The 16,948-nt window shown below is 66.1% G+C and carries 12 protein-coding genes and 2 tRNA genes; 6 read left to right on the plus strand and 8 right to left on the minus strand.

Translation table 11 applies throughout. The annotated features are described in order from the left end of the window. Nucleotides 1-567 precede the first annotated feature (567 nt). Nucleotides 568-2,337 (minus strand): MucBP domain-containing protein, encoded by a 1,770-nt coding sequence (locus ACI1US_RS09670; RefSeq protein ID WP_461640022.1) that lies wholly within the window; start codon nt 2,335-2,337, stop codon nt 568-570. A gap of 125 nt (nt 2,338-2,462) precedes the next feature. After that, on the minus strand, nt 2,463-3,512 hold the full coding sequence (locus ACI1US_RS09675; protein ID WP_416549965.1) for a LacI family DNA-binding transcriptional regulator: 1,050 nt from the start codon (nt 3,510-3,512) through the stop codon (nt 2,463-2,465). A gap of 133 nt (nt 3,513-3,645) precedes the next feature. Here ACI1US_RS09675 and uriH point away from each other — a divergent pair, with 133 nt between their 5' ends. From uriH to ACI1US_RS09690, 3 genes are all read left to right on the plus strand, one after another. Then, complete coding sequence (gene uriH / locus ACI1US_RS09680) at nt 3,646-4,593, plus strand: uridine-preferring nucleoside hydrolase UriH (protein WP_416549966.1); 948 nt, start codon at nt 3,646-3,648, stop codon at nt 4,591-4,593. A 1-nt stretch (nt 4,594) separates the two neighbouring features. Then, entirely contained in the window at nt 4,595-6,022 is a 1,428-nt protein-coding gene (gene uriT, locus ACI1US_RS09685) for a uridine transporter UriT (protein ID WP_416549967.1), read from the plus strand. A gap of 116 nt (nt 6,023-6,138) precedes the next feature. Beyond that, nucleotides 6,139-7,089: a ribokinase gene (locus ACI1US_RS09690; RefSeq protein WP_416549968.1), complete on the plus strand. Its 951-nt coding sequence runs from the start codon at nt 6,139-6,141 to the stop codon at nt 7,087-7,089. 146 nt (nt 7,090-7,235) lie between these two features. Here the strand turns inward: ACI1US_RS09690 and ACI1US_RS09695 are convergent, their stop codons facing one another. Beyond that, the gene (locus ACI1US_RS09695; RefSeq protein ID WP_461640026.1) at nt 7,236-7,811 is read right to left on the minus strand and encodes a YdeI/OmpD-associated family protein; all 576 of its coding nucleotides are present in this window, start codon (nt 7,809-7,811) and stop codon (nt 7,236-7,238) included. Nucleotides 7,812-7,820: 9 nt separating this feature from the next. Continuing rightward, complete coding sequence (locus ACI1US_RS09700) at nt 7,821-8,774, minus strand: alpha/beta fold hydrolase (RefSeq protein ID WP_461640028.1); 954 nt, start codon at nt 8,772-8,774, stop codon at nt 7,821-7,823. 64 nt (nt 8,775-8,838) lie between these two features. Between ACI1US_RS09700 and ACI1US_RS09705 the strand changes: the two genes are divergently transcribed. After that, a complete protein-coding gene (locus tag ACI1US_RS09705; RefSeq protein ID WP_461640030.1) occupies nt 8,839-9,846 on the plus strand; it encodes a helix-turn-helix transcriptional regulator in 1,008 nt (335 codons plus the stop codon). Between the two features lie 7 nt (nt 9,847-9,853). On the opposite strand, the gene ACI1US_RS09710 is transcribed toward ACI1US_RS09705, so the two are convergent. After that, nucleotides 9,854-9,927 (minus strand) — tRNA-Met (locus tag ACI1US_RS09710). A gap of 35 nt (nt 9,928-9,962) precedes the next feature. After that, a tRNA-Thr gene (locus tag ACI1US_RS09715) sits at nt 9,963-10,034 on the minus strand. A 195-nt stretch (nt 10,035-10,229) separates the two neighbouring features. Between ACI1US_RS09715 and ACI1US_RS09720 the strand changes: the two genes are divergently transcribed. After that, entirely contained in the window at nt 10,230-10,784 is a 555-nt protein-coding gene (locus ACI1US_RS09720) for a hypothetical protein (RefSeq protein ID WP_461640032.1), read from the plus strand. Nucleotides 10,785-10,996: 212 nt separating this feature from the next. Here the strand turns inward: ACI1US_RS09720 and ACI1US_RS09725 are convergent, their stop codons facing one another. Together ACI1US_RS09725 and ACI1US_RS09730 are read right to left on the minus strand one after the other, a co-directional pair. Then, on the minus strand, nt 10,997-13,228 hold the full coding sequence (locus tag ACI1US_RS09725; RefSeq protein ID WP_461640033.1) for a YhgE/Pip family protein: 2,232 nt from the start codon (nt 13,226-13,228) through the stop codon (nt 10,997-10,999). Further along, nucleotides 13,225-16,044 carry an MMPL family transporter gene (locus ACI1US_RS09730; protein WP_461640035.1) on the minus strand — a complete coding sequence of 940 codons (2,820 nt, stop codon included), beginning with the start codon at nt 16,042-16,044 and terminating at the stop codon, nt 13,225-13,227. Before ACI1US_RS09730 ends, ACI1US_RS09725 begins: the two co-directional genes overlap by 4 nt. Nucleotides 16,045-16,138: 94 nt before the next feature. Here ACI1US_RS09730 and ACI1US_RS09735 point away from each other — a divergent pair, with 94 nt between their 5' ends. Then, complete coding sequence (locus ACI1US_RS09735; RefSeq protein WP_461640036.1) at nt 16,139-16,801, plus strand: TetR/AcrR family transcriptional regulator; 663 nt, start codon at nt 16,139-16,141, stop codon at nt 16,799-16,801. Nucleotides 16,802-16,948 lie beyond the last annotated feature (147 nt).

Raw genomic sequence — 16,948 nt, forward strand, 5'->3', positions numbered from 1 at the left:
AGTGCACACTATTGAGTTCTCAAGAACCAGACACCCACCGTACCGGCCTCAACCAAGAGACCCTCCGAAGAGCAACTTTTCTATCTTAGCCACCCTCACGCCGAAGCGCAAATCCGTGTCGCGGCCCGTAAGCCACCCACCGGAACACGAGCCACTCGAAACGAGCGATACACCGTGTGGTGAAGTCAGGATCTCATTTTCCCTACCCGCTTTACGAACCGATTCGGTTCAAGCTGGGGGTGTTGTGTGAGAGACCCTCTCGCGGCTGCCCCGTTTCCGTGGCGGCCAACAAAGGAATACATTACGCGGATTCCGCCCACCCCACAAATCCGCGCACCCCGGACAACGCCGATCCCAACGGTGGAGCCGATCCACCCCCACCGCCGGGCGTGGCGAACCGGCCCATTGCGCATGCGTTCTCACGCAGTTTTGCCCGAAAGTGGCCCCTGTTCGCGCCAGATGGCCCGCAGCTCTGGCGTGTCGCACTCCTCTAAGAACAATGACGGGGTCCCGCTCTCATCTGAGAACGGGACCCCGTCGTAGTTCTGGCTTGCTCGGCGCCTCGCGCTAGCGCTGCTCGGTCTTCTTACGACGCATAACCAGCCCGGCTGCACCCAGCACCATCGCGGCCGCTCCGAGAGCGGCGAGGTTGAAGCTGCCTGCCTGGCCCGACTTAGCCAGCTCACCCTTTACTGTGGGATCCGGCTTCACCTCGGGCTTCGGGTCTGGCCGGACGATCTCGTCAGCTGCTTCTGTCACGATCACTCCGGTCGCCGCTGTCCGGCTCCCCAACGTCGTGTTCTCCCCTGGAGCTGACAACACCAGTGCAAGCTGCTTCTCTGAGGCCACCGCGCCTTCCGCAGCAGGCTTCGTCTTCACCGTGACCGTTTTCGGGGCAGTCTCTTGGTCCGCCCAGACCAGCTGCACGGCGAGCGCCTCGTAGTCAGCGCCGGCCAGCGCGGTGTCGTCCTGAGTCCGCACCTCTACCGACGTCTCACCGGTCCACGGATCGACGGCCGCGTTCTCCCGCGTCACAGTGAAGGTCAAGTCGCTACCAGCCTTGACTGTCTGATCTGCCCCGATAGCTACAACGCTGTCCACCAGAACGGGAGCGGCGGTCGCCGCATAAACATGCACGACCGAGATCGGATCAGCAGAGAACGCCCCGGCTACTTCTCCCTCGGTGCGCACGTACTCGTAGCCCACGAGCTCCTTCGCCGCTGGCGCGGCGTATGGAGTGCCTACCTCGCCCGTCACGAATTCCGAGTCAGCTACCTCATTGCCCTCTTCGTCGAGGTGCCAGACACTGACCAGCCCGAGCTCTTCTTCGGTTGGACCGTCCTGCGCGGTCTGCACGATAACGCCTGAGAACGGCGTGCGCGCCTCTGCGCTCGGCAGCGACCACCCAAGGTAGAACGTACCCGGGCTCGTCATCTGCCACTGGCCTGAGGTCTCGTTCATTTCGAGGCCTTCACCCCGCAGGTGTCGGGGCTGCACGTCCCTCGTAGTTGGGCCGTTATCGTCCCACCACGCTGCGGAGATGGGCAAACTGTTCCAGGTGTTGAGCGCAGTTGGATCCATTCGCACGATTTGCGCGACGAACTGAGACGTCTCAAGTGTGCGAATTGAGTTCACCGGCGACGTATCTGTTACCCGGTTGACGTTGAGCGAAACTCGCGCGAGGCGCGGGAACGCCCCTGGCTCATTGAACACTGCAACGTCGGTCACATGGTTGCGGTCAGCGTCGATCGAGATGAGTCGGGGCAGCGACTGGAGCCCGTCAAGCGTGGTCAGCCGGTTACGTTCGACGCTGAGGGTCTTCAGCGAGACCAGTGTGTCGACAGCAGGCAACGCTGTGAGCCCGTTGCCTCGCAGCGTCAGCGACTCGAGCTGCGTCATTTCACCGATGAACGCAAGATCCTCGGCACCGATGCCCGCTGACTCACTGAGCTCGAAGACGGTCATCGACTGCAGTTGCGCGAGACCCGAGAAGTCCTGCTTTCCGAACCCTTTCAACGAGGCACCAGTCAGTCCCGTGAGCTGCTCAAGGGGTTTCACCTGAGCGCTGGGCGCCACTGTCAAGCCGACGTAACCCAGTCCCGTGAGCTGCTCAATGCCCTCGAGCGTTGCGACGCCCTCGCCAGCGTCTCCGCAGGTCAGCCTCTTGAGCTGATCGGCTTCAGCAACTGTCAGGCCCTCGCTGACGAGCGCGGCTTGGATGCACGACTCGAGCTGAGGGTCAACAGCGATCGAGTCATCTGCGGCGGCGAGGGTTGCCCCTGAGAAGACGAGTGCTGCTGCTGCGGTTGCGGCAAGCACTGGTGTGAGCGAGCTCACACCGTTGAAACGAACTCGAGGCCACAACTTTTGCACTTGTTCTCCTTCGTCGGATCCCCTCCCCCGGAGGCTAGGAATATCCTACGCAAAGCCAAAGCCCTGTCCAAGTGCTCAGCAGCAACAGGCTACGAGGAGTCGCGCACGATGAGGCGTGCTCCGATGAGCGGAACCGCCTGCCGTGCGGGAGCCAATGCAGCGCCACCGTCGGCAGGATCCTCCCGCTGCGCCTGCAGCGCCCGCACCGCCCCTCGTCCGAGCGCTTCGCCAGGGAGTTCGACCGTGGTGAGGGCGGGCGAGACAATCGCCGAGGCGGGGAGGTTGTCGAAGCCGGTGACTGCGAGGGTGTCGGGCACACTGATCCCGAGCTCGCGCGCCGCACCGAGCACGCCGTACGCGTGCGAGTCAGTGGCGCACACGAGCGCCGTCACTCCGGCGTCTCGCCACCGCGGCCAGTGCTCCACGAACACCTCCGCTGCCCCCTCGGGCGCGATGAGGCTCGCCGCCTCCGGCATCGCGACGTATTCCATGCCTCGCTCGGCCGCCCCGTGCTCAATAAGCTCGCGTCGCAGCTCGAACGTCTCTGTCCGGGTGAGGCTGTCGAGGTACCCGATGCGCTTGTGCCCTTTGCTTGCAAGGTGGTCAAGGAGCGATCCGATTCCGCTTCGCAGGTCGAAGTTCACCGTGGGGGCCTGCGTCTCTCGCCCGGGCGCATCGAGCAGCACGAGCGGGGCCCCAGCGGGCAGGTCACGCAGAAACTCGTCGTCGGGCGCTTCGACCAAGAGCCCTGCTGGCCGCAGCGCGACGAGACGATGCACGTCGGCGGCGCTCGGATTGCGGCCTTCTCCCGTCACTGAGAGCAACAGCTGGTAGTCGCTACCCAGCTCGGCCTTGATTCCCGAGATCACTCGCCCGTAGAACGGGTTCGAGAGGTCGGGCGCTACCAGAATGACAATGTTCGAGGTGCCCCTGGCGAGCGACGAGGCGGTGTGATCGACCACATACCCGAGCTCCCGCACAGCCGCGAGCACCCGGTCAATGTTCGATTGCGAGACGCGACCTGCGGTTTTTCCGTTCACGACGAGTGAAACTGTGGCCGTCGACGTTCCTGCCAGCTCGGCTACTTCCGCCGCCGTCACGCGGGCCGGCCGTGGCGAGATAGCTTCGGGGCGAGACATTCCCTCATTCTAGCTCCGAGCACTCAGCTCCCCACGTTGCGGCGTTAAGCGCTTTGCGTGTTATCGTAAAGCGCTTGACGTACCCAACACGCCCGCCCGCGCCCGCGCGAGCACCGGCCCCAAGGATGTGGAATTGACTAAGAAGATCATTCTCGACTGCGACCCCGGACACGACGACGCAGTAGCCCTGTTGCTCGCGCACGGCAACCCAGATATCGAACTCCTCGCGGTGACCACCGTTGTCGGCAACCAGACGCTGCCGAAGGTGACGCATAACGCACTCTCTGTCGCCCGCGTCGCAGGCATCACCGGAGTCCCGTTCGCCGCCGGTGCAGCGCGCCCGCTCGTGCGCAACATCGAGGTCGCTCCCGACATTCACGGAGAGTCCGGCCTCGACGGCCCCGTGCTCCCAGAGCCCGAGCTCGAGCTCGATCCACGTCACGCGATTGACCTCATCATCGACACGGTCATGGCCCACGAGCCCGGCACCGTGACCCTCGTTCCGACCGGTGGCCTCACCAACATCGCGATGGCCGCGCGCAAGGAGCCCCGCATTGTTGAACGCGTCAAGGAGGTCGTGCTCATGGGCGGCGGCTACCACGTGGGCAACTGGTCGCCCGTCGCAGAGTTCAACATCAAGATCGATCCCGAGGCCGCGCACATCGTGTTCAACGAGTCGTGGCCCGTCGTGATGGTCGGCCTCGATCTCACCCACCAGGCACTCGCGACCGACGAGGTCGCCGCCCAGATCGCCGCGGTCGGCACCAAGCCCGCGAAGTTCGTCGGCGAGCTGCTCGACTTCTTCGCGCTCGCGTACAAGGATGCCCAGGGCTTCGACGCGCCCCCCGTGCACGATCCCTGCGCGGTTGCCTACGTCATCGACCCGAGCATCGTGAAGACCGTGAAGGTGCCGATCGATATCGAGCTCACCGGCACGCTCACCCTCGGCATGACCGTCGCAGACTTCCGCGCAGAGGCACCGGAGGACTGCACCACCTGGGCCGCCACCGAGCTGGATGCCCCCCGCTTCTGGAACCTCGTCACCGAGGCCCTCGAAAACATCGGCGAGGTCGACTTCTAATATGAACGCCCTCGCCCAGAAGCCGGCCGTGCGCGTCGGCTCACTCATGGTCGCGCTGCTCGCAGCGTGTATCGCCTTCCAGCTCAACGCCTCGATGCTGAGCCCCGCGCTCGTCACCATGGCGAAAGAACTCAACACCGACGACGCGACCATCGGTCTCTCGCAGACGATGTTCTTCACGGCTGCCGCGCTCTTCTCGCTGTTCCTCCCCCGCCTGTCAGACATCATCGGGCGCAAGCGCGTGCTCGTCGGGATGCTCGCGATCATGGCCGTCGGCACGGTCATCGCGGCGCTCGCGACCAACGTTGAAATGCTCTTTGTCGGCCGCATCATTCAGGGCGTCACCGGGCCCGTGGTTCCCGTCACCCTCCTCATGCTCCGCAATGAGATCCAGGATCCCAAGCGCTACGGCACCATGATGGGCGTCATCACCGCGGTCAACGGCGGCATCGCCGGTGTTGACGCGCTCGCCGGCGGCTGGCTCGTCGCCAACCACGGCTTCCGGTCGGTGTTCTGGACCATGGCCGTCGTCGCCGTGATCGCAATCGCGTGCGTGCTCGTCTGGGCACCTGAGAGCCGCCCGTCGAAGGACACCAAGATGGACTGGCTGGGCGTCGTACCCCTCGTCGTCTCGATTGGTTCGTTCCTCACGTTCCTGAACTTCCTCGGCGCGGTGAACGACAGCAACTGGTTCATCATCTGGGCGTTGCCCGTGCTCGGCCTCGCCTCGTTCTGGGCATTCTGGGCGCTCGAGTCAAAGATCGCTGAGCCGCTCATCCCGCCGAAGTACCTCAAGCAGCGCTCGAGCTGGGCGCTGCTCGTGACGACGCTCCTCACCATGACCGGCGTCTTCGCGGTCGTGAACGGCCTCGTCGCGTCGCTCGCGCAGAACACCGAGGCTGGCTTCGGTCTCGGGGCGGATCTCACGTCGCTCTGGTTCCTCATGCCCTACGCCGTGGCAGGCTGGATCGTCGGCCCGTTCGCCGGGCGCCTCGCACCAACCTTCGGCTACCTCAACGTCATGCGCGTCGGCATGCTCGGCACGATCGTCGGAACCATCGTGATGGCGTTCGTCGGCGTACACTCGCTGCCCGTGCTCATCGTCACGACGATCGTGCTCGGCATCACCTACGCGGGCATCGGCAACATCATGCTCAACGGGCTCGGCATCGTGCTCTCCCCGAAGGACAACCCCGGGTTCCTCCCAGGGCTCAACGCTGGCGCGTTCAACCTGGGTGCCGGCGTGAGCTTCGCGATCCTCCCCGCGGTGCAGCTGCTGTTCACCTCGGCCGACGACCCGTCGTCGACCACCGGGTACAGCGCCGGCATGCTCGCGGGAGCAGCGATCTCCATCCTCGGCTTCGCGATGAGCTTCCTCATCCCGGCCCCGAAGGACGCCGAGGTTACCGCCCCGGCCACAGGAAAGTAACTCCAAGCAACGTATTCTAGGAGCGGGTTCCCGCAGGCCACCGCCTGCCGGGGACCCGCCCGCTGTATCACCCGCCCGCACGACCGCGAGCCCGCGGGTCGCGAAAGGACCTCACCATGACCGACGGCCTCATTCTTGTAGTTGGTTCGCTGAACGCAGACCTTGTGGTGCAGACCGCACGCTTCCCGCAGCCAGGAGAGACCCTCACTGGCGAAGAGCTGCGCACCATCCCTGGAGGGAAGGGGGCGAACCAGGCGGTCGCCGCCGGCCGTCTCGGGGGGAGCGTCGCGATGGTGGGCGCGCTTGGCGCAGACGCGAACGGGCAGATGCTGCGTGACTCCGTTGAGGCCTCGGGGGTGGACACCGCGCACGTCGCCTCGCTCGACGGCGTCGCAACCGGCACGGCCGTCATCACGGTCGATGGCGCAGGGGAAAACACCATCATCGTCTCCCCCGGCGCGAACGGCCGACTCGGCGTTGCCGACCTCGACGCCGCGGCAGCGCTATTCGAGCGCGCCGCTGTCGTCTGCCTGAGCCTCGAGGTCGGGCTCGACGTGGTCATCGAAGCAGCCCGCCGCGCCCGCACTGCGGGGGCACGCGTGCTACTCAATCTCTCGCCCTACGGCCCCGTGCCCGACGAGCTCCTCAGCCTCACGAACATCCTGCTCATCAACGAGCACGAGGCCGCCGATCTGCTCGACCTCACCGCTGAGCAGGTGCTCGCAGAGGGCGGCAAGTACACGCGCGCTGCACTCACTGAGCGCGGGATCCCCCGCGCCGTGGTCACCGCGGGTGCCGCGGGGAGCATTGTCTTCGACGGCGCCACCCGCGACGGTGCCGACGCTATCGCAGTACCGTCGCCGAAGGTCACTGCGGTAGACACCACCGGCTGCGGCGACGCGTTCATGGGATCCCTCGCGCTGCGCCTCGCAGCCGGCGACCACCTCGCCGTCGCTGCCGGCTACGCGGCAACCGTTGGCAGCTTCGCGGCAACCCGCGCGGGCGCGCAGGCCTCCTACCCGACGCCTCAGGAGCTCGCGGAGTTCATGGCTGCACGCAAGCGCTGACCCTCGGAGCGCGCGGCCCCGAGCGCGGGCCTCGAGCGCGGGCTCCGTAACGAAAATCCCCCGGCCAAAACCGGGGGATTTCTTGTGACGCTCGGTCGCTGAGGCGGGACTCGATCCCGGGACCTCACGATGAAAAGTCGTGCGCTCTACGCAGTTGTTGCGCTGAACACAGGAACTCGTTGACGCTGGGTCGACGAGGAAATCAAGAGATCAAGTCTTTTTATCCTGGTTTCTTCACGCTTCGCGCTCATCACCCACCAGACAGCGTCTCGCCTGTACGAGGGCGCGAACTCCGCAAAGTTCTCCCACGCCTCCTGCTGATCCTTGAATTTCTGTTCATAGGCGGGAGGCAGCTGGGCGTTTCGTGTCTGCGAAGAGTAGCCTTCGGCATCTTTTCGCCTGTTGTAGAGATCGATGCCTTCCTGCCGCATCCTCCCAGACCGAAGCAAGGCCTCGACCTTTTTCACGTTGACGGAACTCCACACGCTGTTCGCTTTGCGGGGCGTGAAACGCACCTTGTAGCTGTCACCGTCCACACGCTTTCTGAGACCATCGATCCACCCAAAGCACAGCGCCACGTCTACGGTCTCACTCCAGCTCTGGCTGCTCTTTCCCGAGCCCTTCTTGTGGAACAAGATCCACACTTCCGACGTGTGACTGTGATGCATCTCGAGCCAGTCACTGAACGAATCAGCGTCAGCAAAAAACTGTGTGTCGAGCATTCTGAATTCCTAGGTGTTGGGGTTCTGCTTCAGCCACTCCATGATCGCACTCGTGACTTCCCTGTGGCGCTCCTGGTGAACCCAATGGCCGCTATCAAAGCTCACCTCTTCAACATTCGGCACGAATGCTGCCAGCTGCTCCGAGCGTGCGACGGCATCGCGCAGGCCATAGATCATAAGCGCGGGCTGGTGGACAATGGGGTCGGCATCCGCCAGCTGGTGCCAATTGCGGTTGAGGTTGCGGTACCAGTTGATGCCGCCGGTGAAGCCCGAGTGGGTGAAGGCAGCGTCATAGACCTCCAACTCGCGCTCGTCGAGCAGCGGTTCGCCAAGCGGGGAATCGTTCTGGGCAATCTCAATAAGCGCCATCCCCGGCCCGGTTGGCATGAGCGGTTCGTCCCTGCGGTACAGATTATTGATGAAACGCGCGGGGTCCGCGTCGAAGACGGCATCTGCGACACCCGGCTGCTTGGTGAAGTGCACGAAGTAGTAGTCGCTCCCGAGCACCGCCTCCATGAAGTCGAGCCACGGCATTTCCCCTCGCGCGAGGTACGGCAGGCCGAGCGCCACCACCCTGTCGACCCGCTGCGGGTACAGCAGGGTGAAGCTCCAAACGATAAAAGCGCCCCAGTCGTGGCCAATGAATGTCGCGCTCTCATACCCGAAGTGGTCAAGCAATGCGGCGAGGTCCCCAGCGAGGTGCTCAATGTCGTAGTCAGCGACATCTGCCGGCGTCGCCGAGTTGCCAAATCCTCGCTGGTTGGGCGCGATCACATGGTACCCGGCAGCGACAAGCGCTGGGATCTGAAACCGCCAGGTGTACGCGAGGTCGGGCCAGCCGTGGCACAGCACAATCGGGTTTCCAAGGTTTTCGCGGCCCGCTTCGAACACCTCAAGTTCAACTCCGTTGACGTGAATAATGCTGGCTTCGGGAAACGTATGCTGATGAGTTGAAATCTCCATAGCTACCAAGGTAAATCGCTAAATAGGACAACTACTGTCCGGTTTGTTTGGAAGAATACACATCATGAAATCCGACCGCTTGGTTGCCATCCTCCTCATGCTGCAGCGGCGTGAGCAGATCACGGCCGCAGAGGTCGCGAAGGAACTCGAGGTTTCTGAGCGCACCGCCCGGCGCGATCTTGATGCGCTTGGCATGGCTGGGGTGCCTATCTATTCGATCCAAGGCAGATCTGGCGGCTGGCGTCTGCTGGGCGGTGGCAGAACCGACCTCTCTGGGCTTACCGAGAGCGAGGCGCGTGCCCTCTTCGTGACCGCGGGGCCAGCGGCTGCCGCGGAGGCTGCGACGCCCCAGCTCAAGGCAGCACTGCGAAAGCTTGTGCGGGCTTTGCCTGAGTCCTTTCGATCGCAGGCAGAGGCCGCGGCGTCTTCGATGATTGTTGATCCGCAGCCGTGGGGGGCCGCAGGCGAGGCGATGCTGCCGCCGGAGCTCCTCGATGAGTTGCAGACCGCAGTGATCCGTGGCATGCAAGCGAGGCTCAGCTACACCGATGGCGCAGGCAAGGAATCCGAGCGAACTGTGCACCCGCTCGGACTCGTGTCGAAGAGCGCGAAGTGGTACCTCATCGCCCACACCGATAAGGGACAGCGCACCTTCCGCCTTGACCGCATAGTGGCCGTTTCATTGAGTGACGTACCCGTTCAGCGCAGCGATGACTTTGACCTTGCACAGAGCTGGCGGGCGCTCACCGATGATGCCGGGCGCTACCGCTCCGCCATAGAAGTTCATGCGACCTGTGATCCGCAGGGCATCGATTTTCTCCGGACAGCGCTTGGCGACAGGCTTCAGATCGGTCCGGCAGCAAGTGATGGTCGCATTCCTGTCGTGTTCCACGCACCGAGTGAGTACGGAATCGCGGGGCATCTTTCGGGCCTTGTTGAATGGCTCGAAATCACCAGCCCACAGAGCGTGCGCGATCACCTGGCAGCAATCGGTGCGGCGCTCAGCGCTCGGTACGGCCCGAACGCTGAAAACGAAAAATCCCCCGGCCAAAAACCGGGGGATTCCTTGTGACTCTCTGTAGCTGAGGCGGGACTCGATCCCGCGACCTCACGATTATGAGTCGTGCGCTCTAACCAGCTGAGCTACTCAGCCAAACTGGCCCGCACTGAGGCGGGCCAGAGAGTCAGAGCCCCGACCGGGATTTGAACCCGGGACCCCTTCCTTACCATGGAAGTGCTCTACCACTGAGCTATCAGGGCGTAGTCACGCTGACGTGACAACCGTTAGAGCGTACCACCTTGTTTGGGTGAATGCGAATTCGGGCGTGATGGCTCGGGCGTGGCGCGCTCCGGGGGTTTCTCTCCGTTTCAGACGGCGCCGGCTTGGTAAGGTTACGGCGAACTGCGGGCGCATTCGCGGGCCCGCGCAAAGCGCGTGTTGCGATGGGAGTCGGCGTGAAGAGTGTGTTCGTCACCGTCATGGGGTTGGTGCTCGCAGTATGGATGTCTGCCGGCCGATGGTTCTTCGGCATTGGCGGCAGCCTGACCTGGTGGTACGTTCCCGCGATCGGGATGACCTACGCGGTTCTGATGCTCTGGATCGGCCACCGCATCGCCGTCACCGAGCAGCGCGGACGGCGACTCGGGCGCTCCGTCTGGGTGACGCTCGCACTCTCATGGGTGTGCGCCATCGCATTTGGGCTCACCGTGCCCGACAATGTCGGCGGCGAACTCATCTCGATCGTGAGCCACGCGGCCGGATCGCAGTTCTCTGCCGAGATGTCGATTGCGCTCTGCAACCCGCTCGGGATCATTGCCTTCACACTGGCGTTCTTCGCTCTGGGTATCGCGATTGCCAACGGCAAGGATCCGAAGGTCACCGAAGACGAGTTGCTCGATGCGGCTGAAGAGCTCAGCGCCTCCCAGATGGTGCCGCATCCGCTCTTGTCGCCGGTGAAGGCCCCCTCGATCACGGACCCGGGCCAGACCACGCCCACCACGTCTCGCTAGCGATCTGCCGGCACCGGCCCGGGCGAGGGCCCGGCCACCCCTTCCTCCCCGACCCTATTTTTCCTGGGTGAGCCTTCTAGAGGCCGCAGAAGGGTCGGAATAGAAAACTCGGGGAAGTGTGGGCGGCAAAGCGGCTCTACGAAGCTGCGGTTCTCGCGGCCTGCGCGCAGGTGGCCTCAGCGAAGCCTCTCGGCGTTCGTGACCGCCGAGCGCTACGCCCGCCGCTCCCGCGCCACAGCCCACGCCGTGAGCGCGGCCCCACCGGCACCCCACAGCGCGAGCAGCACCGCAGCACCACCGGCGCCGCTCACCCCTGCGGCGAGCGCCTGGAAGCCCGTGAACGCCGCCCCGATCGGGCTCGCGTCGCCCACCGCAGACAGCAGCCCGGGCACGGTCGAGACGATCCCCACGGTGAACGCGACTACGAGCAGCGCGAACGCGGCGAAGCGCCCGAAGCCGCCGAAGCGAGCTGAGAGCCCCTGCACCACGAGCGAGAACGCAATCCCGGCCAGCACGGCAAGCCCGAAGAAGCCAGCGGCCTGCCCGAAGTCGTAGCGCAGCGCGATCGGCAAGACGATACCCGCGATCGCCCCCTGGGCGGCACCCAGCAGCACCGCCGGGAGTGCGCTGCGCAGCGTGATCGCGAAGACTCCCCGCGCGGCCTCGCGGGTGCGTGACCAGAGCGGCGACAGCACGAGGAAGGCCGCGAGCGCACCCGCCCAGAGCGCGATGCCCGCAAACAGCGGAACACCCGAGGCGTTGAACAGCTCACCACTCTCCCCCTCGGAGGAGACAGCCTCGACCGCGGTCTCGGCCATCACCTGGCGCTCGCTCTCGGTGTAGTTCGGGATCTGCGCGACGGCATCCCCGAGCCCGTCTGCGAGGGTCTTCGTACCCGTTGCCGATGCCGTAGCGCCCTCCGCGAGTTTGCCGGCACCGTCCGCGAGCTGCGGCGTCTGGGCGGACAGCTCGGTCACGCCCGCCGACAGCTCGTTCGCTCCGGCCGAGAGCTCTCCGGCCCCGCCGGCCAGCGCCGATGCGCCGCCCGCGAGCGCGGAGGATCCTTCCGCAAGTGCTGCGGTGCCACCGGCAAGTTCGGATGCGCCGCCCGCGAGGGTGGCGGCCCCGCCAGCAAGCTGCGAGGCACCGTTCGCGAGGTCTGCGACGCCCCCGGAGAACCCGGCGAGGCCTGCGGCAAGCTCCTGCTGCCCGGCCGCCGATGCTTCGGCTCCCGCGGCGAGCGCTTCACCCTGTCGCTTGAACGCGGCAAGCTGGTTGTTCGGGTCATCGTCGTTGATGACCTTCTCCATCTCGGCGATCACGGTGTTGAGGGTCTCGAGGATCTTTGCCTGTTCCTCGGGCGGCACGGGAACAGTCCCGGCTACGATCGCGTCGACGAGGAGCTGCAGCGGCCCGACCGCCTCACCGACCCCGGCCTGCACCCCGTTCACGATGCTGTTGACGCCGGTAACGTACTCTCGCGTACCCGCGGCGAGTGGTTGCCCGCCCGCGGCCGCATCCTGCGCCCCCGCGGCGAGCTCTGCCGCGCCAGCAGCGAGACCCGACGCACCCGCGGCAATTTCTGCGACACCTCCCGAGAGGTCCTGCGCGCCAGCGGCGAGCGCCCCGGCACCGCCGGCGACGCCCTGCGCCCCCTGGGCGACCCCGGCGACGCCTCCAGAAAGCTCCTGCGCGCCAGCGGCGAGGCCGCCAGCCCCGCCCGCCAGTGCACCGGCACCGCCGGCAAGCTGCTGCGTGCCATCGACGAGCTGCTGCGTGCCGTCGGCAAGCTCCCCTGCACCGTCTGCGAGCTGTGTGCCGCCCGCAGCGAGCTCTTTTGCCCCACCCGCGGCTTCGCTCACGCCGTCATGGATGCTCGACATGCCGACGAACACCCCTCCGACGAACTGCTCGCCGAGCTGCTGGTTGAGCACGCGGGTCGCGGTCTGAGTGACGATGCCTGAGAGCGCGGTGTCGAGGAGTCGGCCGCGGTCGCTCTCGGTGATCTCGATCGTTGCCTTGCGTGCCTGCCCTGGCCCGGCTGAGAGCGAGGTGGCCGCCGCGGAGAACTCCTTCGGGATCGTGATGCTCGTCGCGAAGCGGCCGTCGTCGAGCCCGGCGCGCGCGTCGGAGGCGCTCGTGAGCACCCAGGTGAAGTTCTGGCGCGCATCATCGGCGGCAGATCCGGCAGACACGGCATCGCCTGAGTCACCCCCCGAGATGAGCTCAGCCGCAAGCACCCGCCCGAGCGGCACGAGCTGCCCGTCGAGCTCGACTGGCTCATCCTCGTTCACGACGGCTGCGGTGACGGTCTCGAGCCGGTCGCTCGGGTTCCACAGCCCCCAGAGGAAGAGGCCTGCGACGGTGAGCGGCACGAGCAGCAGACCGAGCAGCGTGGTCCAGCTGATGCGCTTCCCGCGGAGCGGGGTGAGTGCGGGGGTCATCGTGCGCCCTCCAGTTCGAGGCCTTCGGTGTAGTCATGGGGTGTGGCTGCCGCGTGCCCGGGGGCGGCCTCGCGATCAGCCGAATCAGCGGCCGAGCCAGCGGCCGGGTGCAACACGGCGGCGTGGCCCTCTGGCAGCAGCGGCGTCGCGGCAGCGGGGTCGCCGAGCACGATAAGGATCGGCTCGTCACTCCCCCGCGCCCGGTCGACGTGCCAGGCGGCGATCGCGGAGCGAGCGTCGGCGACGGCGGGCGGCTGTAGCGGAGTGAGCTCGGCGGATCGCAGGTCGAGCACGAGCAGCGCGGGCCGGTCACGCAGCGCCTGTCGGAGTGTCTCGGGGTCGGCCCAGGCGGTTCGCGCACGGAGGGTGCCCGCCCGCTCTGGGAGGAGGAGGCCGTCGACCTTGAGGGTGCCGGCGACGATCTGCCCTCGCCCACTCAGTGCCTGCGCGAGCGGGAAGCTCGCGGGGTCGCGCGGGTTGAGGATCAGTGCCTCGCCCGCCGCGAGTCGCAACGCGGGGGTGGTGAGGTTCGATCCGCGCCCGCGAAGGGTGAGGCGGTCGGATCCGATCCGCGCGTCCGGCATGTCCTCGGGCCACTCGGCGTGCGCGAGTTCCCGCGCGAGCCCCTCGCCCTCGACGTCGAACGACGGCAGCACGCGGGCGAGCCAGCGTGGCATCTTCCATGCGCGGTCGCCGAGGAGGGCGAGCACCGCGGGCACGAGCGTCATACGCACGATGAACGCGTCGACGAAGACGCCGACGGCGAGGCCGAGCGCGATGACCTTGATGCTCGGGTCGCCCGCGGGCACGAAGGCCGCGAACACGGCGATCATGATGAGGGCGGCCGCGGTAACAACCTTCGCCGAGCCGACGAAGCCGCGGTGGATCGCGCGTTGTGCATCGCCGCCGTGCACGTACTCCTCGCGCATTCGGGCGACAAGGAAGACCTCGTAGTCCATTGCGAGCCCGAACAGCACGCCCATGAGGATGATCGGCATGAAGCTGAGCACGGGGCCTGTCGAGCTCACCTGCAGCAGGTCAGACAGCCAGCCCCACTGGAACACAGCGACGACCGCGCCGAAGGCTACGCCGACCGAGAGCAGGTAGCCGAGGGTCGCCTTGATCGGCACCCAGACGCTACGGAACACCATCGCGAGCAGCACGAGCGACAGCCCGACGACGAAGATGCCGAACGGCAACAGCGCGGTCATGAGCTGCGCAGACACGTCGATGCCGACGGCGGTGAAGCCGGTCACGGCGAGGCTCACGCCGTACTTTTCTTCCCACTCGTCGTGGTGGGATCGGAGCTCCTTCACGAGCTCCGTCGTACTCGCGGCGTGCGCGCCCTCCTCAGGGATGATCTGGATGATGCCCGTGTCGGCCCCCGGGTTCGGGGTCGAGAGCGGCACCTCTGCGACGCCCGGCACCTGTTCGACCTCGCGCTTGAGGTCGACCATGAGTCCGAGCGGGTCGGTGCTCGAGATGATCGACCCGGTGAGCAGCAGCGGCGAGTTGAAGCCCTCGCCGAAGTGCTCGCCCGTGAGCTCGTGGGTGACGCGGGCCGGGTCGTCGACCGCGAGCGAGGTCGCGTCTGGCAGCGCGAGGCGCAACTGGAGGGCAGGGATCGCGCCGATCCCGAGCACCACGAGCACCGTGAGGATCGTGACCACCGGCCGCTTCGTCGCCCCGCGCACCCACGATGCGAAGAATCGGTCGGCGCGGGTGGGGGTGAGCTCGACGGGCTCCGCCGCCGCGACGACGTCGGCCGTTGGCCGGTGCTTGCGGGGGAGGATCCTCATCCCGGCCATCGACAGCACCGCGGGGGTGAGGGTGATCGCGATCAGCACGGCGACGGCGACGGCCGCAGCGGCAGCGACGCCGAGCGCAGTGAGGAACGGGATCCTGGCCACCGCGAGGCCGACGAGCGCAATGATCACGGTGAGGCCCGCGAAGACCACCGCTGAGCCGGAGGTCGCGGTCGCGCGCGCGATCGATTCGCGCACGTCGAGGCCCGCGCGCAGCTGCTCCTGGTGCCTGCTCACGATGAAGAGCGTGTAGTCGATGCCGACCGCAAGGCCGAGCATGAGCGCGAGGATCGGTGTGGTCGAGGTGAGATCCACAAATGCAGTGACAAAGAAGAGTCCGGCGATCGATACGCCGACACCGATGAGGGCGATGAGCAGCGGCATTCCGGCTGCAATGAGCGAGCCGAGGGTGAGGATCAGCACGACAAACGCAATAATCACGCCGACCGCTTCCGTGGGACTCACGGACGGCACCGACGCAGAGAACATCTCGCCGCCGTACGACACCTCGGCATCCGCGGGGAGCAGCTCCCGCAGTTCATCGCTCGCAGCGGCAATCCCGTCGATGGTGGCGGCGTCAACACTCGTCATTTCGCCCTCGACCTGCACCTGCATGAGCAGCGCCCGGCCGTCGGGAGAGATCTCGGTGTTGGCTGCCGCGGCCTCGCCCGTGCCAAACGGTGTGAGCACTGCCGAGACGCCGGGGAGGGCCTCAAGATCCGACACCACCGACAGCACCGCGCTGCGGTACGGATCCTCCTCCGTCTGTCCCGCCTCGGGCGAGACAACGATGATTGTCGCGCTCGTTCCGCTCACCTCGGGGAAGGTGTGCGAGAGCGACGTAATGGCGTCCTGCGCTTCGGTACCGGGGATGGTGATCGGCGCATCCGCACCCTTGCCGAAGATCAGCGCGCCCGAGGCAAGCAGGGCAAGCACCAGCAGCCAGATAGCGAGCACGGTCCACTTGGCCCGAGCAGCCCAGCGCCCGAGGGCGTACAGTGCGGATGACATAGGATCCCCCGGTTCCTTAAACGATACATGAGTGTATCCGTTTCGATACAGTACTGTATTCGGTAACCCTGTTGAGAATCTGTGAGGAGACACCGTGGCCGACACCATCCCGGGCGCCGAGGGCGACCCGGTGAGCGCCAGGCGTCGCGAGACCCGCACCCGGCTCTTGGACGCCGCTGCCACGGTATTCGCGGAGTTCGGCATCCAGGGGGCCTCGGTCGAGCGCATCTGCGCCCGGGCCGACTTCACCCGCGGGGCCTTCTACTCGAACTTCTCCTCAAAAGAAGAGCTGTTCCTCGCGCTCCTCGAACGCGAATACGAGCAGCGGGCGAGCCAGATTCGGCTTCGCGCGGCGGCGCTCACCGAGCGGCTCACCGCCGACGACGTTGCGCCCACGCGCGCTGATGCCGCGCACTACGTCACCGAGTTCCTCTCCCCGAGCGGCGACCAGTCCAGCTGGTTCACCCTCGAAACCGAATTCCTGCTGCTCGCGCTCCGCGATCCAGCCGGGCCGATCAGCCACATCGACTTCAACCTGCAGTTCCGCGAGGAGCTCAGCCACGTGGTCGAGAGCATCATCCACGCTGCCGGTCGGCGCTTTCTCATTCCGGTCGAGCGCTCGCTCGTGATCCTCACCGGCATCTACGAGCGAGCCGTCAGGGTGAGCGCCCTCGGCGGGCCGCAGGCACCCGAGGGTGTCGCGGAACTCGGTGAGCGCCTCTCGGAGCTGCTGTTCACCATCACCGAACCGGCGTAGCGAGGCTGATGCTGCTCCCGGCACCTCTGGTCAAAGAACGCCAAGGCATCGCCGAATGCAGCGGAACCCGTGGCGCTCAGTGACCAGCAGTAGGCCGCAGCCGCGGGAGCAACCCGCCGCGGGCGCCACCGCGGGCGCCAAAGCCTC

The organism is Leucobacter sp. BZR 635 (assembly GCF_048061935.2).
In the GTDB taxonomy this organism is placed as follows: domain Bacteria; phylum Actinomycetota; class Actinomycetes; order Actinomycetales; family Microbacteriaceae; genus Leucobacter.